The following is a 22135-nucleotide window of genomic DNA, read 5'->3' on the forward strand; positions in this document are numbered from 1 at the left end:
CGCGCTATCCCTAGCAGAATGCTCGGACATTCTGCTGGAGATGGCCGTTGAAAGCCCTCGACGAACTGACCTTCGACAATCGCTTCGCCCGCCTGGGCGATGCGTTCTCAACCCATGTGCTGCCCGAGCCCATCGCCGCTCCGCGACTGGTGGTCGCCAGCCCCGCGGCCATGGCGTTGCTGGACCTGGACCCGGCCGCGGCCGAAACGCCGGTATTCGCCGAACTGTTCGGCGGCCACAAGCTCTGGGCAGAGGCCGAGCCGCGGGCGATGGTCTATTCCGGGCATCAGTTCGGCTCTTACAATCCACAGTTGGGCGACGGTCGTGGCCTGTTACTGGGCGAGGTCTATAACGACGCTGGCGAGCATTGGGACCTGCACCTCAAGGGCGCCGGTCAGACGCCTTACTCGCGCATGGGCGATGGACGGGCGGTGCTGCGTTCGTCGATCCGCGAGTTTCTCGCCTCCGAAGCCCTGCATGCCCTGAACATTCCCACTACTCGCGCGCTGTGCGTGATCGGCTCCGACACGCCGGTCTGGCGTGAGAAACAGGAGCGCGCGGCCATGGTCCTGCGCCTGGCGCCGAGCCATGTACGTTTCGGGCATTTCGAATTTTTCTACTACACCAAGCGCCCCGAGCAACAGAAAGAACTCGGCGAGCACGTGCTGGCCATGCATTTCCCGCACTGCCTGGAACAGCCGGAACCGTATCTGGCGATGTTCCGCGAAATCGTCGAGCGCAACGCCGAGCTGATCGCCAAATGGCAGGCCTATGGGTTCTGCCACGGCGTGATGAACACTGACAACATGTCGATCCTGGGCATCACCTTCGACTTCGGCCCGTTCGCCTTCCTCGACGACTTCGACGCCCACTTCATCTGCAACCACTCCGATGACCAAGGCCGTTACTCCTTCAGCAATCAGGTGCCGATCGGCCAGTGGAACCTCAGCGCCCTCGCCCAGGCCTTGACGCCGTTCATCAGCGTCGAAGCTCTGCGCGAAACCCTCGGCCTGTACCTGCCACTGTTCCAGGCCCACTACCTGGACCTGATGCGCCGCCGTCTCGGTCTAACCACTGCCGAAGACGACGACCAGAAACTGCTGGAACACCTGCTGCAACTGATGCAGAACAGCGGCGTCGACTACAGCCTGTTCTTCCGCCGCCTCGGCGACGAATCACCGGAGCAGGCCCTCGCCCATTTACGCGATGACTTCGTCGACCTCAAGGGTTTCGATGCGTGGGGCGAGCTTTACATCGCCCGGGTTGCCCGTGAAGGCGTGGTTGACCAGGAACAGCGCCGCACGCGCATGCATGCGGTCAATCCGCTGTACATCCTGCGTAACTATCTGGCGCAAAACGCCATCGATGCTGCAGAGAGTGGCGACTACTCGGAAGTTCGCCGCTTGCACGCGGTGCTGAGCAATCCGTTCGAGGAGCAGCCTGGAATGGAGCGCTACGCCGAACGGCCGCCGGAGTGGGGCAAGCATCTGGAGATCAGTTGTTCGTCGTGAATGCAGATAGGCCCTTTTCGCAACCGAAGAAGATAGTGGTCTAAAACCTATCTCCTTGATAAAGACCACCTTCAACTCCAGATCAGTTCCATAGACTGCCCAACTGAGAGCCAATCATGACCGACCCACTCCTCATCCCCTGCCCCCACTGCAACGGTCTGAACCGCATCCCCGCCGAGCGCCTCAACGACCATCCAAAATGCGGTCGCTGCAAGGCCGAGGTCTTGCTGAACAAACCGTTCGAATTGAAACAAGGCGATTACGCCAGTCAGATCAAGGGCGACCTGCCATTGCTGGTAGATGTGTGGGCGGACTGGTGCGGGCCATGCAAGTCGTTTGCGCCGGTGTTCGCGCAGGCGGCGGGGCAGTTGACGGGCAAGTGTCGGTTGGCCAAGCTGGACAGCGAGGCGAATCAGCAGTTGTCGGCGCAGCTGGGGATTCGCTCGATCCCGAGCCTGATTCTGTTCAAGAACGGCCGGGAAGTGGCTCGCCAGAGCGGGGCCTTCCCGTTACCGCAGTTGATGAGCTGGTTGCGTAGTCAGGGGATTTGAATACAACACGATGCCAAATGTGGGAGCGGGCTTGCTCGCGAAAGCGGTCTATCAATCAGCGATGACGTTGACTGTTATGACCCCTTCGCGAGCAAGCCCGCTCCCACATGGGTTCTGCGCCAACAACAGCGACTCAGGCATTTTCCAGCAGGTTGTGCAGGTCAACGAACTGCAGGGTCAGTTTGTGTCGTGGGTCGAGATGGATCAGCGGCGTGTTGGCCTGATGGGATTCGCGCATCCGCACTGAACTGGCCAGGTACACCGGCAACACCGGCAGCCCTTCGGCGATCAATTCATCGAGGATTTGCTGAGGCAAACTGGCGCGGGCCTGGAACTGGTTGACGACAATGCCTTCAACCTCCAGCCCTTCGTTGTGGTCCTCCTTCAATTCTTCGATTTCCGCCAGCAGGCCATATAGCGCCTGACGCGAGAAACTGTCGCAATCGAAGGGAATCAGCACACGATCAGCGGCGATCAACGCCGACACAGCATAGAAATTCAGCGCTGGCGGTGTATCGAGGTAGATTCGGTCGTAATCGCCGTCCAGTTCCTCGAGCAATTTTCGCAGCTTGTTGATCTTGTGCTTGGCCTCAAGCTTGGGCTGCAAGTCAGCCAGCTCGGCGGTGGCAGTGACGACGTGAAGGTTGTCGAATGGGGTTTCGTAAATATCGACCTGGTTTTTCTTCGAGAACGGCCCGGAGGACAGCGTCTGCTTGAAGAAGTCAGCGATCCCCATCGGGATATCATCACCGGTGAGTCCCGTCAGGTATTGAGTGGAGTTGGCCTGGGCATCGAGATCCACCAACAGCGTGCGATAGCCTTCGCTGGCACTGACCGCCGCCAGATTGCAGGCAATACTTGACTTGCCCACGCCACCTTTCTGATTGAACACCACGCGCCGCATGTCAAAACCTCCGTGTATCAAAGAATGACCGAGTGTAGTAGTCCACGGCGCTGCTTAGCTACCTCGCTGGCATCGGGACTACACAGTCATTGGTAATTTCCATCGGAAAAAGCCGCCAACTCGCCCATCGACAGCCGATAGAGCTGACAGACATGTCCGGCGCAACGTGGATAATGGCCAAACGACAGCTTTCTGGCGAACCAGACGGTACATTTCGTTGCACAAAATGTAACCAGCATTTGCTACACGCCCGCCGCACCGGGATAATGCGCGCCACTCGGCGTTAAGCGCCACGTAAGGTCTGCCGTGATTTTTTGCGGTTCACCGCGTCAAAAGGAAGCCCGCAGGGGCGGGATGAATGTCTGTGATCAACTTCAACATCGCCCAATGGCGCGCGTGGGCCCCCGGGCTTGAAAGCGTGGATGATTGGCAGGCCTGGAGCCGGCAACCGATCGTGCTCGAGCGCAGCGATGCCGCCCCCGATGTGTCGTTTCTGCCGGCCATGCAGCGTCGGCGACTCAGCCGTCTGGCGCGGATGGCGTTCAGCGTCGGCTGGCCTTTGGCCGATGGTCGCCAGGACCTACCGTTGGTCTTTATTTCCCGCCATGGCGAAACCCCGCGCACCTTCGACATTCTCAGCGATCTGGCGACTGATCAACCGTTGTCGCCCACTCAGTTCAGCTTGTCGGTGCACAACGCGGTGATCGGCCTGTGGTCGATCATGCGTGGCGAAACCAGCGAAATGACCGCCCTCGCCGCGGCTGGCGATGGCCTTGAACACGGCATGCTAGAGGCGGCGGCGCTGCTTGAGGAAGGCGCGCCTGCGGTACTGCTGGTGGTGACAGAAGAGCAACCGCCCGCAGCCTACTCGGCCTGGATCGACGATGTGCCATTCCCCTACGCGGTGGGCCTGTTGATTACGCCCGGCAATCAGTGGCAGCTGTCGCTGAACAGCACCTCGCAAGCGTTGTCCAAAACCCACTGGCCCCATGCCCTGAATCTGTTGCGTACTCTGCTCGGCCAGCAAACGACCTGCCAACATGCCTGGAAAAATCGTGTATGGACCTGGCAACGCAACCTGTGACCGATAAAAACCGCGACGCCTATTACTGGCGCCTGCTGGCCACTGCCGCAAGCTTCACCCTGTTCGGGTTGGGCGGGCTATGCCTGCGATTGGTGGTATTCCCGCTGCTGAGTTGCCTGCCGGGAGACGCTCAGGCCCATCGTCAGCGCGCCCGACAGACAGTGAGCCGCTGTTTCTGGTTTTTCATTCGGTTCATGGCTCGCACTGGCGTGCTGACTTATGACATCCAGGGCGCGGAAAAACTCGGACGGCCAGGGCAAATGATCGTTGCCAATCACCCCTCGTTGATCGATGTGGTGTTTTTGATCGGCCTGGTGGGCCACTCCAACTGTGTGGTCAAGAAAAGCCTCTGGGAAAACCCGTTCACCCGCGCCCCGCTCCGCCGCACCGATTACATCAGCAACGATGGCAGCATGGACATGCTCGACGCCGCTGCCGACGCGCTGAAAAGCGGTCAGACCCTGATCATCTTTCCCGAGGGCACCCGCACCCAACCCGGTAAACCGCCGGCCTTTCATCGGGGGGGCGCGGCAATCGCCCTGCGCGGTGCGAGAATCCTCACCCCGGTGATCATCAAGGTCAGCCCGACCACATTGACCAAGGCCGAACCCTGGTATCGGATTCCCAAACGCCGCGTGCACTTCAGTTTTCGCGTTGGGGCCGATATAGACCCACAGGCCTTCGCTACGCAGGGGCCTGCACCTCAGGCCTCGCGCAAGCTCAATGACTATTTGCACCATTACTTTATTAAGGAGCTCGCCGAAGATGAGCGATCTGCACCGTGAGATAAAAGAACTGATCATCGAAGCCCTGGGCCTCGAAGACATCAGCGTCGACGACATCGGCGACAACCAGACGCTGTTCGGCGAAGGCTTGGGCCTGGACTCGGTAGACGCCCTGGAACTTGGCTTGGCCATCCAGAAAAAGTACGGCATCAAAATCGATGCCGACGCCAAGGACACCCGTAATCACTTCACCAACGTGGCGAGCCTTGCGGCGTTCGTCACTGCAAAACAGGCAGCTTGAGACCGGACCATGCAAACTCGTGACGATATTTTCAATACCCTGCGCGATGCTCTGGTCGAACTCTTCGAGCTGGAACCCGAGCGCATCAGTCTGGGGTCCAACCTGTATCAGGATCTGGAAATCGACAGCATCGATGCGGTCGACCTGATCGATCACATCAAACGCCAGACCGGCAAGAAAATCGCCGCCGAAGAATTCAAATCGGTGCGTACCGTCAGCGACGTGGTGGAGGCGGTCTACCGCCTGGTTCAACCCGCCGCATGAGCCGACTGATCGGCCTCGGCCTGCTGCTGGCAGGCCTGTTGTACCCCTTTGCGGTGTATTTCGGCATGGAGCATTTTGCCCCGTGGCAGTTCGGTCTGCTGCTGGGTAGCCTGTGGCTGGCGCGGGCGCTGACTGGCGAGCGGCGGCCTGGCAGCCTGTGGATGGCCGTGGTCGCCATCGCGTTCTGCCTGTTGCTGGCGCTGTTCGACAGCCCGGTGCTGCTGCGCTGGTACCCGGTGCTGATCAGCGCGTTCATGCTGGCGCTGTTCGGCCTGAGCCTGAAATATGGCCCGCCGATGATTGAACGTCTGGCCCGTCTGCGAGAGCCGGAGCTGCCGGCCAGGGCCATTCGCTACACCCGCCAGGTGACGATTGCCTGGAGCGTGTTTTTTCTCTGCAACGGCTTGTGCGCCGCGGCCCTGACCCTTTGGGCGCCGCTGAGTTGGTGGATGTTGTACACCGGCCTGATCTCCTATGGATTGATCGGCCTGATGTTTGCCATTGAATGGCTGATACGACAACGGGTAAGAGGCCGCCCATGAATTGGATAACACTTGAGCAACTGTTGCTCAAGGCTCAGCCGGAACGTGCCGTGACGGTCGAACCGGCGTTGAATCATGCGCAATTGTGCGAACAGGCCCTGAGCCTGGCTGCCGGCCTGCAAGCGCACGGCGTACAGCGCATTGCCGTGCACCTTGAGGACGCTGCCGACCTGGCCATTGCCCTGCTCGGCGCCTGGCGTGCCGGGGTCAGCGTACTGCTGCCCGCCGACCTGCAAGTGCAGACGCGCCAGCGCTGGTCGACCGAGGTCGATCTGTGGCTGACCGATCACGCCGAGGATGCGCACCTGAGCGATTATCAGCATCCACCGCTACCGGCCAGCCCACTGGATCTGGATCGCTGTCAGCTGAGCCTGTGCACTTCCGGTTCCAGTGGTGAACCCAAGCGTATCGACAAAACCCTGCGCCAATTGGCCAATGAAGTCGAAGCGCTGGAGCACCTGTGGGGCGCAGATCTGGGCGCGGCCTGCATCATCGGCAGCGTTGCCACGCAGCACATCTACGGGTTGCTGTTTCGGGTGCTGTGGCCGTTGTGCGCCGGGCGCTCGTTCGTCCGCAAGCAATTGGCCTTCCCGGAAGACTTGCAGCGCGCCAGCCGCGAACACCCGGCCTTCGCCTGGGTCGCCAGCCCGGCGCTGCTCAAGCGCATGGGCGACAACCTCGACTGGCCAGCGCTGAGCGCGGTGCGCCGAGTGTTTTCCTCCGGTGGCGCGTTGCCCGCCGAAGCAGCGCAAAGCCTGCATGAGCGCCTGCAACAATGGCCGACAGAAATCTTCGGCAGTTCGGAAACCGGCGGCATCGCCTGGCGTCAGGGCCAGCATCTCTGGCAGCCCTTCGCCGATGTTGCGCTGAGCCAGGACAGCGATGGCGCCCTGATTATCGCCTCACCGTACTTGCCGGCCGGCCATATTGAACACACCGCCGATGCCGCGCGCATCGCCGCCGACGGCCGTTTCGAGCTGTTGGGTCGGCTGGACCGAATCGTCAAACTGGAAGAAAAACGTATTTCGCTACCGATGCTTGAACAAGCACTGATGGCTCACGACTGGGTCGCCGAAGCGCGCCTCGGTGTGGTTCAGGAAAACCGCGCTTCATTAGGGGCGCTGCTGGTACTCAGCGAGCGAGGCCTGCGTGCCTTGCGCAATCAGGGTCGACGCTGCCTGACTCAAGCCTTGCGTCAGCACCTGAGTCAACATTGTGAAACGCTGGCCCTGCCACGCCGCTGGCGCTTGTTGCGGCAGCTACCGCTGAACGCGCAAGGCAAACTGCCCCAGGCCGAGGTGGAAACCTTGCTGCTGGCACCCCGTCCAAAAGCGCCGGAAGTGCTGGAGCAGCTCGAAGTCGATGGCGAGTGGAGCCTGCAACTGGCAGTCCCGCCAGACCTGGCGTATTTCAGCGGCCACTTTCCCCGAGCGCCGGTATTGCCCGGTGTGGTGCAGGTGGATTGGGCATTGAGCCTGGGCCAGCAACTGATGGATCTGCCGGCAAAATTTTCCGGTATGGAAGTGCTGAAATTCCAGCAACTGGTACGCCCCGGTGATGAAATCCAGTTGCACCTGCGCTTCGACTCGGCGCGCAGCAAATTGTATTTCGCCTATCGCAATGAAACCGCCACCTGCTCCAGTGGGCGGATTTTGCTGGAGGCGTCAAGCGATGCATAACCTGTGGCGAGGGAACTTGCTCCCGCTGGGCTGCGAAGCGGCCCCCAAATCAACCAACGCAGACTTCATTGCGAGCGCTTCGCACTCGAACGGGAGCAGGCTCCCTCGCCACAGTAAGCGCCTTCAAAACAAGGGTTCTGTGGAGGTTTCTGATCATGCATAACCCCTGCGCAATCATCCCGGTCTACAACCACGAAACCGCAATCACCGCCGTGGTCGATGCGCTGCTTGCCAGTGGCTTGCCCTGCATTCTGGTGGACGATGCCAGCAGTCCTGCCTGCGCCAAGGTGCTTGACCAACTGGCCCGGCGGGACCGGGTTTACCTGATCAGGCTCACCGTCAATCAAGGCAAGGGCGGCGCGGTGATGACCGGCTTGCGCGAAGCGTCGCGCCTGGGCTTCAGCCACGCCTTGCAGGTGGACGCCGACGGCCAGCACGACCTGCAAGACGTCAAAGTCTTCATCGAACATTCACGCGCCCACCCCGATGCGGTGATTTGCGGTTATCCGCAATACGACGCCAGCGTGCCGAAGGGCCGTTTATACGCGCGCTATCTGACCCATGTGATGGTCTGGATCAACACCCTGTCGTTGCAGATTCGCGACTCCATGTGCGGCTTCCGTGTCTACCCATTGCCACCGACCCTGGCACTGATCGACTCGGCCAGGATCGGCAAGCGCATGGACTTCGACTCCGACATCCTGGTGCGCCTGGCCTGGCGCAATCAGCCGATGCAGTGGCTGAAAACCAGGGTTCATTACCCTCTGGATGGCGTCTCGCATTTCCGTCTGTTCCACGACAACGTACTGATTTCGAGCATGCACACCCGGCTGTTCTTCGGCATGTTGCTGCGCGCACCGGTGATCCTCTGGCGACGGTGGCGAGCATGAGCGACAACGCAGACAAACAGCACTGGGCCGACCGCCAGGAGCGCGGCAGCTTCTGGTTGATGAAGTTCACTGCGCTTTGCGCAAAAGTCTTGGGTCGCCGACTACTGAGCCCGTTGCTGTACGGCATCGTGCTGTACTTTTTCCTGTTCGGACGCAGCGCCCGCCAAAGCGCCTGGCAATACCAGCAGCGGCTTGCCGACTGGAGCGGTCGTAGCGAATTGCGCCCGACCCATTGGCGGGTGTTTGGCCAGTTCATGGCCTTCGCCGATTCCATGCTCGACAAACTCGATGTGTGGAACGGCAAGCTGAGCATCGATCAAATCGAAATCATCGACCCGGCGCTGCTGCGCAATAAACTGCGCGGCACACGCGGGCAAATGCTGGTAGGCGCGCACTTGGGCAATCTCGAAGTCTGCCGGGCGCTGGCCGAGATCGGTGAGAAAGTCACCATGAACGTGCTGGTGCACACCAAGCACGCCGAACAATTCAACCGTCTGCTGGGTGAAGCCGGAGCGACCAATCTGCGGCTGATCCAGGTCAGCGAGCTGGACCCGGTGATCATGCTGCAATTGCATGAACGCCTGGAGCGCGGCGAATGGCTGGCGATTGCCGGCGACCGCGTGCCGTTGCATGGCGGACGCAGCGTGATCGTGGATTTCCTCGGTCATCAAGCCGCGTTCCCTCAGGGCCCATGGTTGCTGGCCGGTCTGCTCAAATGCCCGATCAACCTGATGCTGTGCCTGAAGAAACCCACTGGCGACTATCGACTGACCCTCGAACCGTTCGCCGACGCCATCGTGTGGAAACGCAGCGACCGCGAACAGGTCATTCATCAGTGGGCCTCCCGCTACGCCGAACGCCTGGGTCACTATTGCCTCGAAGCACCCCAACAATGGTTCAACTTTTACCCTTTCTGGAAGACCGATGACGACGCCAACGCTTGAGCCGGTAACCTTCGGCGAACTCCCTTTGCGCATCGAAGACGTGTTGGCCCTGGCCAACCGTCAGGTGCCGACGCAGTTGCAGGGCGACCCCGAGTTTCGCCAGCGCATCGCCAAGGGCCCGCAATTCCTTGATTCCCTGTTGGACAAGGAAGGCGTGATTTATGGCGTGACCACCGGTTATGGCGATTCCTGTGTGGTGGCGGTGCCGCTGCACCACGTCGAAGCCCTGCCCCGTCATCTGTATACCTTCCACGGTTGCGGCCTGGGCAAACTGCTCGACGCCCAAGCCACCCGCGCGGTGCTGGCGGCGCGTTTGCAATCGCTTTGCCAAGGCGTTTCCGGAGTACGCGTGGAACTGCTGGAGCGCCTGCAAGCCTTCCTCGAACACGACATTCTGCCGCTGATTCCGGAAGAAGGTTCAGTGGGCGCCAGCGGTGATCTGACACCGCTGTCCTACGTCGCCGCGACCTTGTCCGGCGAGCGCGAAGTGATGTTCCGTGGCGAGCGTCGACAAGCCGCCGACGTACACAGCGAACTGGGCTGGGAACCGCTGGTATTGCGCCCCAAAGAAGCGCTGGCGCTGATGAACGGCACCGCCGTGATGACCGGCCTCGCTTGCCTGGCTTACGCCCGCGCCGATTACCTGTTGCAACTGGCCACGCGCATTACCGCGCTGAACGTGGTCGCGTTGCAGGGCAACCCGGAGCACTTCGACGAGCGTCTGTTCGCCGCCAAACCGCATCCGGGGCAGATGCAAGTCGCTGCGTGGTTGCGCAAGGATCTGGCGATCGATGCGCCGACTGCGCCGCTGCATCGCCTGCAAGACCGCTATTCCCTGCGTTGTGCGCCGCACGTGCTCGGTGTATTGGCCGACAGCCTGAACTGGCTGCGCTCGTTCATCGAGATCGAACTCAACAGCGCCAACGACAACCCGATCATCGACGCCGAAGCCGAACGCGTGCTGCACGGCGGGCACTTCTACGGCGGCCATATCGCGTTCGCCATGGACAGTCTGAAAACCCTGGTGGCGAACGTCGCCGACTTGCTCGACCGCCAGCTCGCGCTGCTGGTGGACGAGCGTTACAACCATGGCTTGCCAAGCAACCTGTCCGGCGCCAGCCCCGACCGCGCGATGCTTAACCATGGCTTCAAGGCTGTGCAGATCGGTACCAGCGCCTGGACCGCCGAAGCCCTGAAAAACACCATGCCGGCCAGCGTCTTCTCGCGCTCCACCGAGTGCCACAACCAGGACAAGGTCAGCATGGGCACCATCGCCGCCCGCGACGCCATCCGCGTGCTGGAGCTGACCGAACAGGTCGCCGCCGCTACGCTGCTGGCCGCCAATCAGGGCGTCTGGCTACGCGGCCAGGCTGAAGATGCGCGGCCACTGCCACCGGCCCTGGCCGCGATGCACGAAGAATTGGCCAAGGACTTCCCGCCGGTCATCGAAGACCGTGCGTTGGAAGGCGAATTGCGCCTGTGCCTGCAGCGCATCGCCGAACAACACTGGAGGCTGCATGCGTAGCAAGGGAGTGCTGCACACCGACACGGAAATCCTCGTACCGTTCTTTGACGTCGACACCATGAACGTGGTCTGGCACGGCCATTACGTCAAATACCTGGAAGTCGCCCGCTGTGCGCTGCTGGACAGGATCGGCCACAACTACGACGCCATGGTGGCATCGGGTTACGCGTGGCCGGTGATCGACTTGCAGCTGCGCTATGTGCGCGGCGCGGTGTTCGGCCAGAAGCTGAATGTGCGCGCCAGCCTGGTGGAGTGGGAAAACCGCCTGAAGATCAATTACCTGATCAGCGATCTGGCCACCGGCGAACGCCTGACCCGCGCCTGCTCCGTGCAGGTCGCCGTCGACATGAGCAGCCGCGAAATGCAGCTGGCGTCACCGAAAGTGTTCACCGATGCGGTTGAAAGGATGCTGCCATGAATTCGCTGTTCAAATGCCTTGGCGCTTTAGCGTTGCTCGGGCTCTCATCATTGGCGCAGGCCTTCGATCTGCAACAGCTCAGCGATCAACTGGCCAAACCCGATGTGATCCACGGCAGCTTTGTCCAGGAAAAACACCTGCGCGCCCTGCCCCAGCCGCTGACCAGCAAGGGCACCTTCGTTCTGGCAAAAAACCATGGCCTGCTCTGGCTGCTGAAAACCCCGCTGCAACAGGACTACCGCATCAGCGACAAAGGCATTGCCCGGCGTGATGCCAGCGGCTGGCAAATGCTGCCGAACAAGAGTGCCGGCGCCGAACAGAACCGCTTGTTCCTCGCGGTGCTGCAAGGCGACAGCAGCGGCCTGCAACGGGATTTCGAGCTTTCGCTGAGCGGCGATGCACAGCGCTGGAAGCTGACCCTGATCCCACGTTCGATGCTGCTCAAGCAGGTGTTCAATCAGATCAACATTGACGGCAGCGAACTGGTGCACAGCATCGAGCTGCTCGAAACCCAGGGTGACCGAACCCTGTTGCGCATGCAGGACAGCACCAGCGCACAACCTTTGAGCGATGCGGAGCAACATGACTTTGCCGAGTGAACGGATGCTCCCGCGGCTGTTTCTGGTCCTGCTGCTGGCGGTGCTCGCGCTCGCCGGCTGGCAATGGCGTGACGGTGCACCGCTGTCGGCGAACCTGATGGAACTGGTGCCAGGCACCGCGCCGGACGCGCTGGAACTGCGCGCCGAACAACGCATGCAAGAACCGCTGAACCGGGAAATGCTGGTGCTGGTCGGCCATCAAGACCGCCAGCAGGCCATCGCCATGGCACAAAAACTCGGCGAGCAATGGCAGGCCAGCGGCGTCTTCGAAAAGGTCCAGTGGAACCTGCAAGCCGACTTGCCCGCATTGCGCAGCCAATTGCTGCAAGGCCGACTGGCGATGCTGTCCGCGGCCGACCGGCAGCAACTCATCGAGCACCCTGACGCCTTTATCCAGCAACGGGTACAAGCCCTGTTCGACCCGTTCACCGGCTTCAGCCTGGTGCCGAGCCAGGACGACTGGCTCGGCCTGACCGGGCGCATCCAGAACAGCCAGCCGCAACACGGCTCGGTGCAACTGGACATCGGCAGCGGTACGCTGGTTGCCGATGCCGACGGCAAGAGCTGGGTGATGCTGCGGGCGCGAACCGTCGGCAACGCGTTCGATATGAACCTGCCGCTGCAAGTGGCTGACCTGCTCCAGCACAGTCGCGAAGAAGCCGCCCAGGCGGATGTGCAACTGCTCGCCGCCAGCGGCCTGTTGTACGCCGCCAGCGGTCAACGGCAAGCCGCGCGGGAAATGACTTGGGTCGGCGGCGGCGCCACGGTCGGGATTCTGTTACTGCTGTTGCTGGCCTTCCGGCGCTGGCGGGTGTTGCTGGCGTTCGTCCCGGTGCTGGTGGGCATGCTGTTCGGTGCGGTGGCCTGCGTGGCGCTGTTCGGCCACATGCATGTGATGACGCTGGTGCTGGGCTCAAGCCTGATCGGCGTGGCGGTGGATTACCCACTGCATTACCTCTCGAAAAGCTGGAGCCTGAAACCCTGGCACAGCTGGCCGGCGTTACGCCTGACCCTGCCGGGGCTGACCCTGAGCCTGATCACCAGCTGCATCGGCTACCTGGCCCTGGCCTGGACACCGTTCCCGGCCCTGACCCAAATTGCCGTGTTCTCCGCCGCCGGCCTGCTTGGCGCCTACCTGTCGGCAGTGTGCCTGTTGCCGGCGCTGCTCAAGGGCGTGGATCTACGGCCGGCGCAATGGCCGATGCGCATCGCCGAGAAGTTGCTGGAGCTGCGTGAGTCATTACTGAAATACTTGCGCACGCCAGTCCTGCTGGCACTGCTGATCGCCTTCTGTGTCGGCGGTCTATTGCAGTTGCAGAGCAAAAACGATATCCGCCAATGGGTCGGCACACCGCAGCAACTGACTGACGAAGCCCAGACCATCGCACGCATCACCGGCTATCAACCTACCAGCCAGTTTTTCCTGGTGCGCGCGGCCAATCAGCAGGCGTTGCTCGAACGCCTGACGGCACTGAGCGAGCGTCTGGATCAACTGGTCAATCTGGAAAAACTCCAGGGTTATCTATCGCTCAATCAACTGGTCAGCCAGCCGAGCGAACAGCGCAAAGTGCGTGAAGCACTGAGCAAGCTGCCGCAGTTCTGGCAACCGTTGCTCGAGCTCGGCGTGCCGGCCGCCGCGTTGCAGGCCGAGTTGGCTACGTTGCAGGCGCTGCCCACCGAAGACATCGACACAGCGCTGGCCGGTCCATTGGCCGAGCCCTACCGCACCCTGTGGCTGGGGCCGACCGATGACGGCGTGGCGGCGATGGTCAGCCTGCAAGGCTTGAACAATCCCACGCTGTTGCGGGTTCAGGCGCTGGACTTGCCGGGTGTGGAACTGGTGGATCGCCTCGGCGAACTGAACCAGGTTTTTGCCGCCACTCAAATCAGCGCCGCTGAATTGAAACTCGCCTCCTGCGTGTTGATCGTGCTGGTGCTGATCCTGCCATTCGGTTTCGGTGGCGCGCTGCGAATCGTCTCCCTGCCGTTGCTGGCGGCCCTGTGCAGCCTGGCAAGCCTTGGTTGGCTCGGTCAGCCGCTGACATTGTTCAGCCTGTTCGGCCTATTGCTGGTGACGGCGATCAGCGTCGATTACGCGATCCTCATGCGCGAACAGATCGGCGGCGCCGCGGCGAGTCTGCTGGGCACCTTGCTGGCAGCGGTGACCACTTGGCTGTCGTTCGGCCTGCTGGCGGTGTCCAGCACGCCAGCGGTGAGCAACTTCGGCCTGTCGGTGAGCCTCGGCCTGGCGTTCAGTTTCATCCTGGCACCGTGGGCCGGACGCCAAGTGCATGCCGCCCCAGTTACGGAGCCGGCAGCATGATGGTCGCGGTGTTCTGGGCGATGGCCCTGGTGTTGTTCGCCGTGGCCACCCGTGTCGGTCGTCATTTCGGTCTGATTCCGATCGTCAGCCAGTTGCTGCTGGCGACCTTCGGCCTGCCATTGCTGATGTACTTCTGGATCGAACCGGGCTGGCAACTGAGCGGTGCCGACCTGATCTCGCCGGGCTGGCTGAAGAACCTCTACAGCCTGAGCTTTGCCTTGCTGCTGGGGCACATTCTCAGCGACGTGATCGACCTGCGCCTGGAACGCCAGAGCCTGAAAATCGCCCTGCCGAGTTTCTGTATTCCGTTCGCCTGCGGGCTGGCGACAGCGTTCTGGCTGTTGCCGCCGCAGCCGTGGATCAGCTCGCTGGCGGTCGGTCTGCTGTTCGCCATCACCGCAATTCCGGTGTTGTATCTGTACCTGCGACACATCAACTACCCGCCCGCCGCCACCCGGCGTCTGGTGCAAACCGCGATCCTGATCGACCTGACCTGCTGGACCCTGTTCGCGTTCGCCCAGGGCAGCCTGCATCTGAGTAGCCTCTTGCTGCCGCTGGCCGGCGCCTGTCTGCCGTTGTTGCTGCGCCTGCTCGGGTTGCGCCAACCGTTGCTGCACAGCGGCTGCTTCTTCGCGCTGCTGGTGGTCGCCGAACACTTCAAACTCAATGCGCTGATTTTCGGTATCGGCTATCTGCTGTGCATGGCCGCGCTCAAGGTGCCATTGGTGCTGCCATTGTCGGCGGCATGGATGAGCCGTTTGCAGACCTGGATCGCCATCCCGCTGATCCTCACGTTCGGTATCGTGCAGATCAACGTGCACAGCGCCATCGACAGTCTCGGCGGGATGCAACTGACCGCGCTCCTGCTGTTGCCAATCGCCAGCAAACTGTTGGGTAACTGGCTGGGCCTCGGCTGGGCTGGCGCCTCGTTTGAAGGTGCCAGCCGCTGGCGGGAAAGCCTTTTACTGAATATTCGCGGCTTGAGCGAGATCGTCTTTCTCAACCTGCTGCTGCAACAACAGCTCATCAGCCCGGCGCTGTACTTCGCGCTGATGTTGATGGGCCTGATCGCAACCCTGCTGCCGGCACTCGCCGGCATGCACCGAATCCCTTTGAACATCGCCGCCCCGGCAAGGAGCACCCGTGCCAACAGTTGAAATGGAACGTCGTCAGGTACTGGTGATCGGCGCTGGCCCCTCGGGCGCCATCGCCGCCGCGCTGCTCAAGCGTAAAGGCCATGATGTGCTGGTGATCGAGCGTCAGCATTTCCCACGGTTTTCCATCGGTGAAAGCCTGCTGTCCCATTGCCTGGATTTCGTCGAAGAAGCCGGCATGCTCGAGGCGGTCAATGCGGCTGGTTTCCAGCGCAAAAACGGCGCAGCGTTCGCTTGGGGCGATCAGTACAGCACCTTCGATTTCGGCGACACGTTCACCAACGGCAAGCCGACGACGTTCCAGGTCCAGCGCGCCGACTTCGACAAGCTGCTGGCCGATCAGGCTGAGCTGCAAGGTGTCGATGTCCGTTACGGCGAAGCCATCGTCAGCGCCGATTTCAGCCTGCCTAAGCCGCAGCTCGACGTACTTCGCGAAGACGGCAGCCAATACCGCGTCGAAGCCGACTTCGTGCTCGATGCCAGCGGCTACGGTCGCGTGCTGCCGCGCTTGCTCGACCTTGAAGCACCGTCGAATTTCCCGGTGCGCCAGGCCGTGTTCACCCACGTCGAAGACTGTATCGACAACCCGGCTTTCGACCGGGAGAAAATCCTTATCACCACCCATCCGACCCAGCGTGATATCTGGTTCTGGACCATCCCGTTCAGCAACGGCCGTTGCTCGGTGGGCGTGGTGGCAGCCGCCGAACACTTCGAAGGCCGCACCGAGAATCTGGACGACTGCCTGCGCGGCTTCATTGCTGAAACGCCAAGCCTGGCCGGTGTGCTGAACAATGCCGTGTGGGATACGCCCGCGCGGACCATCGGCGGTTATTCGGCCAACGTCAAAACCCTGCACGGCCCTGGTTTCGCCCTGTTAGGCAACGCGGCGGAGTTTCTCGACCCGGTGTTCTCCTCCGGTGTGACCATCGCCATGCGTTCGGCGAGCATGGCCGCCGGGGTGCTGCACCGCCAACTGCAAGGTGAAAGCGTCAACTGGCAGACCGAGTTCGCCGAACCGCTCAAGCGCGGCGTCGACACCTTCCGTTGCTACGTCGAAGGCTGGTACGCCGGGACCTTTCAGGATGTGATTTTCTATCAGGGCGGCGCAGCGGAAATCCGCCGCATGATCAGCTCGATCCTCGCGGGTTACGCCTGGGATGAGCGCAACCCGTTCGTCAGCGAACCCAAACGTCGGCTGCGGATGATTTCGGACCTGTGCGCACAGGACCCGACATGAGTTACTTGAGCGACAACTACGTCGAAGAAACCCGTTTCGGTTTCTGGTTTCTGCGCAGTCACACCTGGCAGCACCATGTACTGAGAGTGGCGATCAATGATTTGCGCGACCTGTTCAGCGCGCCATTGCCCGCCAACCCGGTATTGCTGGATGCCGGTTGCGGCCAGGGCAAGTCGTTCCAGTACCTGCGCCAGACCTTCGCGCCTCAACGCCTGATCGGGCTGGATGCCGATCCTCACAGCCTGAACCTGAGCGGTGAAGAAGCGACTCGTCAGGGCATGGATGTAGAACTGATCGGCAGTGACTGCGCGAGCATCAACGTGCCGGACGCCAGCGTCGATCTGCTGTTCTGTCACCAGACCTTCCATCACCTTGTCGAGCAGGACCGGGCTCTGGCCGAGTTCTATCGAGTGCTCAAGCCGGGCGGCTATTTGCTGTTCGCCGAGTCCACCGAGGCTTACATTGATACGTGGGTGATTCGCTGGCTGTTCCGCCACCCGATGCACGTGCAGAAAAGCGCCGCTGGCTACCTGGACATGATTCGTCGGCAGGGTTTTGAATTCGGCCCGCAGAACGTGTCTTACCCTTACTTGTGGTGGAGTCGCGCCAAGGATTTCGGCCTGCTCGAACGCTTCGGCTTGCGCCAGCCAAAACCCTTTGGCCAACGGGAAGAAACCCTGGTCAATGTAGTCGCGCGCAAGCCTCTTGAAGGGTGTGCCTGATGATCCGTTTTCTGCTGCTCTGCTGTGTCCTGTTGCTGAGCGCTTGCGCCAGCCAGGCACCGCTGCCCGAGCGAACCCCGAACCTGGCGTTGCCGCTGCAACTGCACATCGAACGGCAGATGGCCGAACAGCGTCAGGACTGGCTGCTGGTGATCCAGCGTGAAGGCCCGGGCATTCGCTGGTCGATGATGGACCCTTTGGGGATTCCCGTGGCACGGCAGAAACTGATCGATGGCCAGTGGCAGGCCGACGGTCTGCTGCCACCCAATCCGGAAGCCCGGGAACTGTTCGCCGCCTTATTGTTTGCGTTGACCCCTGCGGGCGAGTTGCATCGCAACTATCCCGCCGCCCGGCAGGATGGCGGGCAACGGTCCTTGTCACCACGCTGGAACATCCGCTATTCACAACCACTGAGCTTTGAATTGAACGTATCCCAAGGCCCGCACTATCGCGTCACTCCGTTAGGCGAGCACACGCCATGACAGCTTATCTGAACGCCCTCGGGGTGATCTGCGCCCTGGGCCGCGACAAGCAGGAAGTCGCCCGCAACCTGTTTGCCGGCGATTGCTCAGGCATGCGCAGCGAGGCCGGCTGGGTCGTGGAACGCTCGCTGCCGGTCGCGGCGGTGCGCGGCGAACTGGCGCCGATTCCGCCTGAGCTGGCCCATCAAAGCAGTCGCAACAATCAATTGCTGCTGGAGGCTGCGCTGCAAATTCGCGAAGACATCGAGCAGGCGATCCAGACCTACGGCCGCGACCGGATCGGCGTCATCCTGGGCACCAGCACCTCGGGCATTCACGAGGCCAGCAGTGGCCTGGCCCATTACATCCGCGAGCATCAGTTTCCCGCCGACTATGACTATCAGCAACAGGAACTCGGCGCACCGGCGACGTTTCTCGCCGACTGGCTGCAATTGAGCGGCCCGGCCTATGTGATTTCCACCGCCTGCACCTCCAGCGCCCGCGCGCTGATGAGCGCCCAACGATTGCTCGATCTGGGCATGTGCGACGCCGTGTTGTGCGGCGGTGTCGACAGTTTGTGCAAGCTGACCCTCAACGGTTTCTCGGCCCTGGAAGCGGTGTCCGAGCAGCGCTGCAATCCATTTTCGGTCAACCGCAACGGCATCAATATCGGCGAAGCGGCGGTGCTGTTTCTGATGAGCAAAAACGCCGGCAACCGCCAACCGATTGCCCTGCTGGGCAGTGGCGCCAGCTCCGATGCACACCATATTTCCGCGCCGGAACCGACCGGTCGTGGCGCCCTGCAAGCGATGCGCAAAGCCTTGAGCCGCGCAGGGCTGCAACCGCAGCAGATCGGTTACCTGAACCTGCACGGCACCGCCACGCAACACAACGACGCCATGGAAAGCCTGGCCGTGACGACGCTATTCCCGCAAGGCGTGCCCTGCTCATCGACCAAACCGATGACCGGTCATACCCTCGGCGCTGCCGGTGCCCTGGAAGCGGCGTTCTGCTGGTTGAGCCTGAGCGTGGACAACCGCGAGCACGCCCTGCCGCCCCACATCTGGGACGGCCAGCCCGACCCCGAATTGCCGGCCCTGCACTGGGTGACCCCGACTGACCACCTGACGTCCATTGCACCTCGCTACCTGATGAGCAATTCCTTTGCCTTCGGTGGCAATAACGTCAGCCTGATTATCGGAGACGCCCCATGATTGCCTGGCCGCTCGCCGAACTGCTGCCGCATGCCGGCGACATGATCCTCATCGAGCAGATCCTGTCGTTCGATGACGAGCAGATTCACACCCGACTCACCGTCAAACCCGGCGGCCTGTTCAATCGCCCCGACGGCAGCCTGCCGGCCTGGGTCGGTATCGAGCTGATGGCCCAGAGCGTCGCCGCGTACGCCGGCTGCCATGCGCGCCAGAAAGGCAATGCGGTGGAGTTGGGTTTCCTGCTCGGCACCCGTAAATTCGAATGCAATGTGGAACACTTCCCCGCCGGTACCGAGTTGACCATCCATGGAATACGCTCGCTGGAAGACGACAACGGCATGGGTGTGTTCGAATGCCACCTCACCGCCCCCGGCATCCACGCCACCGCCCGGCTGAACGTGTTTCGCCCGCCTCAGGCCGCGCACTATCTTCAAGAACCCCAAGGAGTCGAGTGATGACTGAATCCGTACTGGTCACCGGCTCCAGCCGTGGTATTGGCCGCGCTATCGCGTTGCGTCTGGCCCGGGCCGGGCATGACATCGTGCTGCACTGCCGCAGCGGCCTTGCGGACGCCGAAGCCGTCAAGGCCGAAGTCGAGGCTCTGGGCCGCAACGCGCGCATCCTGCAATTTGACGTGTCCGACCGTGCCAGTTGCAAAGCTATTCTCGAAGCCGATGTCGAAACCCACGGCGCCTATTATGGCGTGGTACTCAACGCCGGCCTGACCCGCGACGGTGCTTTCCCGGCCCTGAGCGAGGAGGATTGGGATCTGGTGATGCGCACCAACCTCGACGGTTTCTACAACGTGCTGCACCCAGTAATGATGCCGATGATCCGTCGTCGCGCCGCCGGGCGGATTGTCTGCATCACCTCTGTTTCCGGCCTGATCGGCAATCGCGGGCAAGTCAATTACAGCGCGTCCAAGGCCGGTTTGATCGGCGCAGCCAAGGCGTTGGCGATCGAACTGGGCAAACGCAAAATCACGGTCAACTGTGTCGCACCCGGCCTGATCGACACGGCGATGCTCGATGAAAACGTGCCGGTGGAAGAACTGATGAAAATGATCCCCGCACAACGCATGGGCACCCCGGAAGAGGTGGCTGGTGCAGTTAATTTCCTGATGTCGGCGGAAGCGTCGTACATCACCCGGCAGGTTCTGGCCGTCAATGGAGGTCTGTGCTGATGAAGCGCGTCGTCGTCACCGGCATGGCCGGCATCACCTCACTGGGCAGCGACTGGGACACCATCGCCGCCAACTTCGCGGCCAACCGCAGCGGCATCCGCCGCATGGACGAGTGGGATCGTTTTACCGAACTCAGCACGCGCCTGGCCGGGCCGATCGATGACTTCAAAGTGCCGGGCCACTGGACCCGCAAACAACTGCGCAGCATGGGCCGCGTCTCGCGGCTCGCTGTTGGTGCGGCTGAACAAGCGTTGGCGGACGCCGGGCTGCTGGGTGACGAGTCGATCAAGGATGGGCGCATGGGCGTCTCCTGCGGTTCGTCCACCGGCAGCACCGACGAGATCAAGGCGTTCGGCAATATGCTGCTCAACTCGGTGGCCGAAGGCTTGAACGCCAACTCCTACGTACGGATGATGCCGCACACCACAGCGGCCAATGTCAGCATCTTCTTCGGCCTCACCGGCAGGCTGATCCCCACCTCCAGCGCCTGCACCAGCGGCAGCCAGGGCATCGGTTATGCCTACGAATCGATCAAGTTCGGCCGCCTGCCGCTGATGCTCGCCGGCGGCGCCGAAGAGCTGTGCCCGACCGAAGCCATGGTGTTCGATGCGCTCTACGCCACCAGCCTGAAAAACGACGCCCCGCAAACCAGCCCTCGCCCCTACGACACCGACCGCGATGGCCTGGTGATCGGTGAAGGCGGCGGCATGCTGGTGCTCGAAGAGCTCGAGCACGCCCTGGCGCGCGGTGCCCGCATCCACGCCGAGATCGTCGGTTTCGGCAGCAACGCCGACGGCCAGCACGCCACCCGTCCGGAGCAGCTCACCATGCGTCGAGCCATGGAGCTGGCGCTGGAAGACGCCGGGCTGCAGCCTTCCGACATCGGCTACGTGAACGGTCACGGCACTGCTACAGAACAGGGCGACATTGCCGAAACACTGGCCACCAGCGCGTTGTTCGGTGAACACATGCCGATCAGTTCACAGAAGAGTTTCCTCGGTCACACCCTGGGAGCCTGCGGTGCGCTGGAGTCCTGGTTCAGCATCGAAATGATGAACCGCGACCAATACGTACACACCTTCAACCTTGATGAAGTCGATCCGCAGTGCGGCAAGCTCGACTACCTGCGCGGTGAATTCCGGCAGATGAGCAATGAGTACGTGATGAACAACAATTTCGCTTTTGGTGGGGTCAACACCTCGTTGATTTTCCGCCGCTGGTCGTAATCGAATAACTCAGGGTCAAGGAGACCTTCATGCACTTCAAGAAACTCGCTGCCGCCGCCACCCTGCTGATCTGCGCATTGCCGAGCATCAGCCAGGCCCGTGACACCGCGGTGTATCTGCCTTTTGACAAAGCAGTCGCGGAAGCAACCCGCGCCGGCAAAATCGATGGCAGCGTGAAATTCTACCTGGCAGGCAATACACCGACTGGCAACGTCACCGTGCTCAGCACCGGCGCCGTAACCAACAAGAAAACCAACGCCTTCAACAAGTCTGACGAAGTGGCCTGCGAATGGGTCGCGCAATCGGCAATCATCAGCCTGCACCAGGCAGCGAAAAACGCCGGCGCCAACGCCGTGACCAACATCGTCAGCTTCTACAAGAAAAATGAGCGCAAGGATGCCAAGACTTATGAGTGCCACGCTGGGGCGCTCATGGCGGGCGTTGCGCTGAAAGGGGATTTGGCGAAGGTTCAGTAACACCAGAAACGACAAAGGGCGCCTTTCGGCGCCCTTTCACAAACAGGTCGGCTTGTCATTGCCCTTTACCTGTCTGGCTCTGCGATGGCTGGTTGCCCAGGATCCTCAGAGTCTCACAAGCCCCTTTCGGGAACGTCAGCAGTATTGCTTTAAATTGAACGGACGACAACGGCTGGCAATTCGCCGGTCGCGCCACCTTTAG

The 22135-nt window shown here is 61.6% G+C and carries 24 protein-coding genes; 23 read left to right on the top strand and 1 reads right to left on the bottom strand.

What is annotated here, in order from left to right; translation table 11 throughout:
- Positions 1 to 47: 47 nt before the first annotated feature.
- A complete protein-coding gene (selO, locus tag AB7M26_RS03080; protein ID WP_123499889.1) occupies positions 48 to 1511 on the top strand; it encodes a protein adenylyltransferase SelO in 1464 nt (487 codons plus the stop codon).
- A 116-nt stretch (positions 1512 to 1627) separates the two neighbouring features.
- Positions 1628 to 2062 (top strand): thioredoxin TrxC, encoded by a 435-nt coding sequence (trxC, locus tag AB7M26_RS03085; protein ID WP_123499891.1) that lies wholly within the window; start codon positions 1628 to 1630, stop codon positions 2060 to 2062.
- Positions 2063 to 2195: 133 nt separating this feature from the next.
- Here the strand turns inward: trxC and AB7M26_RS03090 are convergent, their stop codons facing one another.
- Complete coding sequence (locus AB7M26_RS03090) at positions 2196 to 2966, bottom strand: ParA family protein (protein WP_123499893.1); 771 nt, start codon at positions 2964 to 2966, stop codon at positions 2196 to 2198.
- Positions 2967 to 3324: 358 nt separating this feature from the next.
- Here AB7M26_RS03090 and AB7M26_RS03095 point away from each other — a divergent pair, with 358 nt between their 5' ends.
- The 21 genes from AB7M26_RS03095 to AB7M26_RS03195 all read left to right on the top strand — a co-directional run bounded on the left by AB7M26_RS03095 (position 3325) and on the right by AB7M26_RS03195 (position 21933).
- Positions 3325 to 4050: a beta-ketoacyl synthase chain length factor gene (locus AB7M26_RS03095; RefSeq protein ID WP_123499895.1), complete on the top strand. Its 726-nt coding sequence runs from the start codon at positions 3325 to 3327 to the stop codon at positions 4048 to 4050.
- Positions 4026 to 4835, top strand: a complete 810-nt coding sequence (locus tag AB7M26_RS03100) for a lysophospholipid acyltransferase family protein (RefSeq protein ID WP_063341795.1) — start codon at positions 4026 to 4028, stop codon at positions 4833 to 4835. The genes AB7M26_RS03095 and AB7M26_RS03100 overlap by 25 nt, the downstream gene beginning before the upstream one ends.
- Positions 4816 to 5076, top strand: a complete 261-nt coding sequence (locus AB7M26_RS03105) for a phosphopantetheine-binding protein (RefSeq protein WP_007903179.1) — start codon at positions 4816 to 4818, stop codon at positions 5074 to 5076. The genes AB7M26_RS03100 and AB7M26_RS03105 overlap by 20 nt, the downstream gene beginning before the upstream one ends.
- Before the next feature lie 9 nt (positions 5077 to 5085).
- Positions 5086 to 5340: an acyl carrier protein gene (locus AB7M26_RS03110; protein ID WP_007903178.1), complete on the top strand. Its 255-nt coding sequence runs from the start codon at positions 5086 to 5088 to the stop codon at positions 5338 to 5340.
- On the top strand, positions 5337 to 5882 hold the full coding sequence (locus AB7M26_RS03115; RefSeq protein ID WP_007903177.1) for a COG4648 family protein: 546 nt from the start codon (positions 5337 to 5339) through the stop codon (positions 5880 to 5882). Before AB7M26_RS03110 ends, AB7M26_RS03115 begins: the two co-directional genes overlap by 4 nt.
- The gene (locus AB7M26_RS03120) at positions 5879 to 7561 is read left to right on the top strand and encodes an acyl-CoA synthetase family protein (protein ID WP_123499897.1); all 1683 of its coding nucleotides are present in this window, start codon (positions 5879 to 5881) and stop codon (positions 7559 to 7561) included. Before AB7M26_RS03115 ends, AB7M26_RS03120 begins: the two co-directional genes overlap by 4 nt.
- Before the next feature lie 155 nt (positions 7562 to 7716).
- Positions 7717 to 8451: a glycosyltransferase family 2 protein gene (locus tag AB7M26_RS03125; protein WP_123499899.1), complete on the top strand. Its 735-nt coding sequence runs from the start codon at positions 7717 to 7719 to the stop codon at positions 8449 to 8451.
- Positions 8448 to 9395 carry an LpxL/LpxP family acyltransferase gene (locus AB7M26_RS03130; RefSeq protein ID WP_123499901.1) on the top strand — a complete coding sequence of 316 codons (948 nt, stop codon included), beginning with the start codon at positions 8448 to 8450 and terminating at the stop codon, positions 9393 to 9395. Before AB7M26_RS03125 ends, AB7M26_RS03130 begins: the two co-directional genes overlap by 4 nt.
- Positions 9376 to 10920, top strand: a complete 1545-nt coding sequence (locus AB7M26_RS03135; protein ID WP_123499903.1) for an HAL/PAL/TAL family ammonia-lyase — start codon at positions 9376 to 9378, stop codon at positions 10918 to 10920. Before AB7M26_RS03130 ends, AB7M26_RS03135 begins: the two co-directional genes overlap by 20 nt.
- Positions 10913 to 11338 (top strand): acyl-CoA thioesterase, encoded by a 426-nt coding sequence (locus AB7M26_RS03140; RefSeq protein ID WP_007903171.1) that lies wholly within the window; start codon positions 10913 to 10915, stop codon positions 11336 to 11338. Before AB7M26_RS03135 ends, AB7M26_RS03140 begins: the two co-directional genes overlap by 8 nt.
- Positions 11335 to 11937 (top strand): outer membrane lipoprotein carrier protein LolA, encoded by a 603-nt coding sequence (locus tag AB7M26_RS03145; RefSeq protein ID WP_123499905.1) that lies wholly within the window; start codon positions 11335 to 11337, stop codon positions 11935 to 11937. Before AB7M26_RS03140 ends, AB7M26_RS03145 begins: the two co-directional genes overlap by 4 nt.
- Entirely contained in the window at positions 11921 to 14260 is a 2340-nt protein-coding gene (locus AB7M26_RS03150; RefSeq protein ID WP_123499908.1) for an MMPL family transporter, read from the top strand. The genes AB7M26_RS03145 and AB7M26_RS03150 overlap by 17 nt, the downstream gene beginning before the upstream one ends.
- A complete protein-coding gene (locus AB7M26_RS03155) occupies positions 14257 to 15417 on the top strand; it encodes a cation:proton antiporter (RefSeq protein WP_123499910.1) in 1161 nt (386 codons plus the stop codon). Before AB7M26_RS03150 ends, AB7M26_RS03155 begins: the two co-directional genes overlap by 4 nt.
- Positions 15404 to 16651, top strand: coding sequence for an NAD(P)/FAD-dependent oxidoreductase (locus AB7M26_RS03160; RefSeq protein WP_123499912.1), 1248 nt, complete (start codon positions 15404 to 15406; stop codon positions 16649 to 16651). Before AB7M26_RS03155 ends, AB7M26_RS03160 begins: the two co-directional genes overlap by 14 nt.
- Positions 16648 to 17373: a class I SAM-dependent methyltransferase gene (locus AB7M26_RS03165; RefSeq protein ID WP_123499914.1), complete on the top strand. Its 726-nt coding sequence runs from the start codon at positions 16648 to 16650 to the stop codon at positions 17371 to 17373. Before AB7M26_RS03160 ends, AB7M26_RS03165 begins: the two co-directional genes overlap by 4 nt.
- On the top strand, positions 17373 to 17855 hold the full coding sequence (locus tag AB7M26_RS03170; RefSeq protein WP_123499916.1) for a DUF3261 domain-containing protein: 483 nt from the start codon (positions 17373 to 17375) through the stop codon (positions 17853 to 17855). The genes AB7M26_RS03165 and AB7M26_RS03170 overlap by 1 nt, the downstream gene beginning before the upstream one ends.
- On the top strand, positions 17852 to 19048 hold the full coding sequence (locus tag AB7M26_RS03175; protein ID WP_123499918.1) for a beta-ketoacyl-[acyl-carrier-protein] synthase family protein: 1197 nt from the start codon (positions 17852 to 17854) through the stop codon (positions 19046 to 19048). The genes AB7M26_RS03170 and AB7M26_RS03175 overlap by 4 nt, the downstream gene beginning before the upstream one ends.
- Complete coding sequence (locus AB7M26_RS03180; RefSeq protein WP_123499920.1) at positions 19045 to 19503, top strand: hotdog family protein; 459 nt, start codon at positions 19045 to 19047, stop codon at positions 19501 to 19503. Before AB7M26_RS03175 ends, AB7M26_RS03180 begins: the two co-directional genes overlap by 4 nt.
- On the top strand, positions 19503 to 20231 hold the full coding sequence (fabG, locus tag AB7M26_RS03185) for a 3-oxoacyl-ACP reductase FabG (protein WP_123499922.1): 729 nt from the start codon (positions 19503 to 19505) through the stop codon (positions 20229 to 20231). Before AB7M26_RS03180 ends, fabG begins: the two co-directional genes overlap by 1 nt.
- Positions 20231 to 21457 (top strand): beta-ketoacyl-ACP synthase, encoded by a 1227-nt coding sequence (locus AB7M26_RS03190; protein ID WP_123499924.1) that lies wholly within the window; start codon positions 20231 to 20233, stop codon positions 21455 to 21457. Before fabG ends, AB7M26_RS03190 begins: the two co-directional genes overlap by 1 nt.
- 29 nt (positions 21458 to 21486) lie before the next feature.
- Positions 21487 to 21933: a hypothetical protein gene (locus AB7M26_RS03195; protein ID WP_008067623.1), complete on the top strand. Its 447-nt coding sequence runs from the start codon at positions 21487 to 21489 to the stop codon at positions 21931 to 21933.
- Positions 21934 to 22135: the final 202 nt, after the last annotated feature.

The organism is Pseudomonas sp. F-14 TE3482 (genome assembly GCF_053629455.1).

Coding starts and splice junctions, on each gene's coding strand:
- trxC (WP_123499891.1), top strand. CDS start 1,628: ATGACCGACCCACTCCTCATCCCCTGCCCCCACTGCAACGGTCTGAAC.
- AB7M26_RS03090 (WP_123499893.1), bottom strand. CDS start 2,966: ATGCGGCGCGTGGTGTTCAATCAGAAAGGTGGCGTGGGCAAGTCAAGT.
- AB7M26_RS03095 (WP_123499895.1), top strand. CDS start 3,325: ATGTCTGTGATCAACTTCAACATCGCCCAATGGCGCGCGTGGGCCCCC.
- AB7M26_RS03100 (WP_063341795.1), top strand. CDS start 4,026: ATGGACCTGGCAACGCAACCTGTGACCGATAAAAACCGCGACGCCTAT.
- AB7M26_RS03105 (WP_007903179.1), top strand. CDS start 4,816: ATGAGCGATCTGCACCGTGAGATAAAAGAACTGATCATCGAAGCCCTG.
- AB7M26_RS03110 (WP_007903178.1), top strand. CDS start 5,086: ATGCAAACTCGTGACGATATTTTCAATACCCTGCGCGATGCTCTGGTC.
- AB7M26_RS03115 (WP_007903177.1), top strand. CDS start 5,337: ATGAGCCGACTGATCGGCCTCGGCCTGCTGCTGGCAGGCCTGTTGTAC.
- AB7M26_RS03120 (WP_123499897.1), top strand. CDS start 5,879: ATGAATTGGATAACACTTGAGCAACTGTTGCTCAAGGCTCAGCCGGAA.
- AB7M26_RS03125 (WP_123499899.1), top strand. CDS start 7,717: ATGCATAACCCCTGCGCAATCATCCCGGTCTACAACCACGAAACCGCA.
- AB7M26_RS03130 (WP_123499901.1), top strand. CDS start 8,448: ATGAGCGACAACGCAGACAAACAGCACTGGGCCGACCGCCAGGAGCGC.
- AB7M26_RS03135 (WP_123499903.1), top strand. CDS start 9,376: ATGACGACGCCAACGCTTGAGCCGGTAACCTTCGGCGAACTCCCTTTG.
- AB7M26_RS03140 (WP_007903171.1), top strand. CDS start 10,913: ATGCGTAGCAAGGGAGTGCTGCACACCGACACGGAAATCCTCGTACCG.
- AB7M26_RS03145 (WP_123499905.1), top strand. CDS start 11,335: ATGAATTCGCTGTTCAAATGCCTTGGCGCTTTAGCGTTGCTCGGGCTC.
- AB7M26_RS03150 (WP_123499908.1), top strand. CDS start 11,921: ATGACTTTGCCGAGTGAACGGATGCTCCCGCGGCTGTTTCTGGTCCTG.
- AB7M26_RS03155 (WP_123499910.1), top strand. CDS start 14,257: ATGATGGTCGCGGTGTTCTGGGCGATGGCCCTGGTGTTGTTCGCCGTG.
- AB7M26_RS03165 (WP_123499914.1), top strand. CDS start 16,648: ATGAGTTACTTGAGCGACAACTACGTCGAAGAAACCCGTTTCGGTTTC.
- AB7M26_RS03170 (WP_123499916.1), top strand. CDS start 17,373: ATGATCCGTTTTCTGCTGCTCTGCTGTGTCCTGTTGCTGAGCGCTTGC.
- AB7M26_RS03175 (WP_123499918.1), top strand. CDS start 17,852: ATGACAGCTTATCTGAACGCCCTCGGGGTGATCTGCGCCCTGGGCCGC.
- AB7M26_RS03180 (WP_123499920.1), top strand. CDS start 19,045: ATGATTGCCTGGCCGCTCGCCGAACTGCTGCCGCATGCCGGCGACATG.
- fabG (WP_123499922.1), top strand. CDS start 19,503: ATGACTGAATCCGTACTGGTCACCGGCTCCAGCCGTGGTATTGGCCGC.
- AB7M26_RS03190 (WP_123499924.1), top strand. CDS start 20,231: ATGAAGCGCGTCGTCGTCACCGGCATGGCCGGCATCACCTCACTGGGC.
- AB7M26_RS03195 (WP_008067623.1), top strand. CDS start 21,487: ATGCACTTCAAGAAACTCGCTGCCGCCGCCACCCTGCTGATCTGCGCA.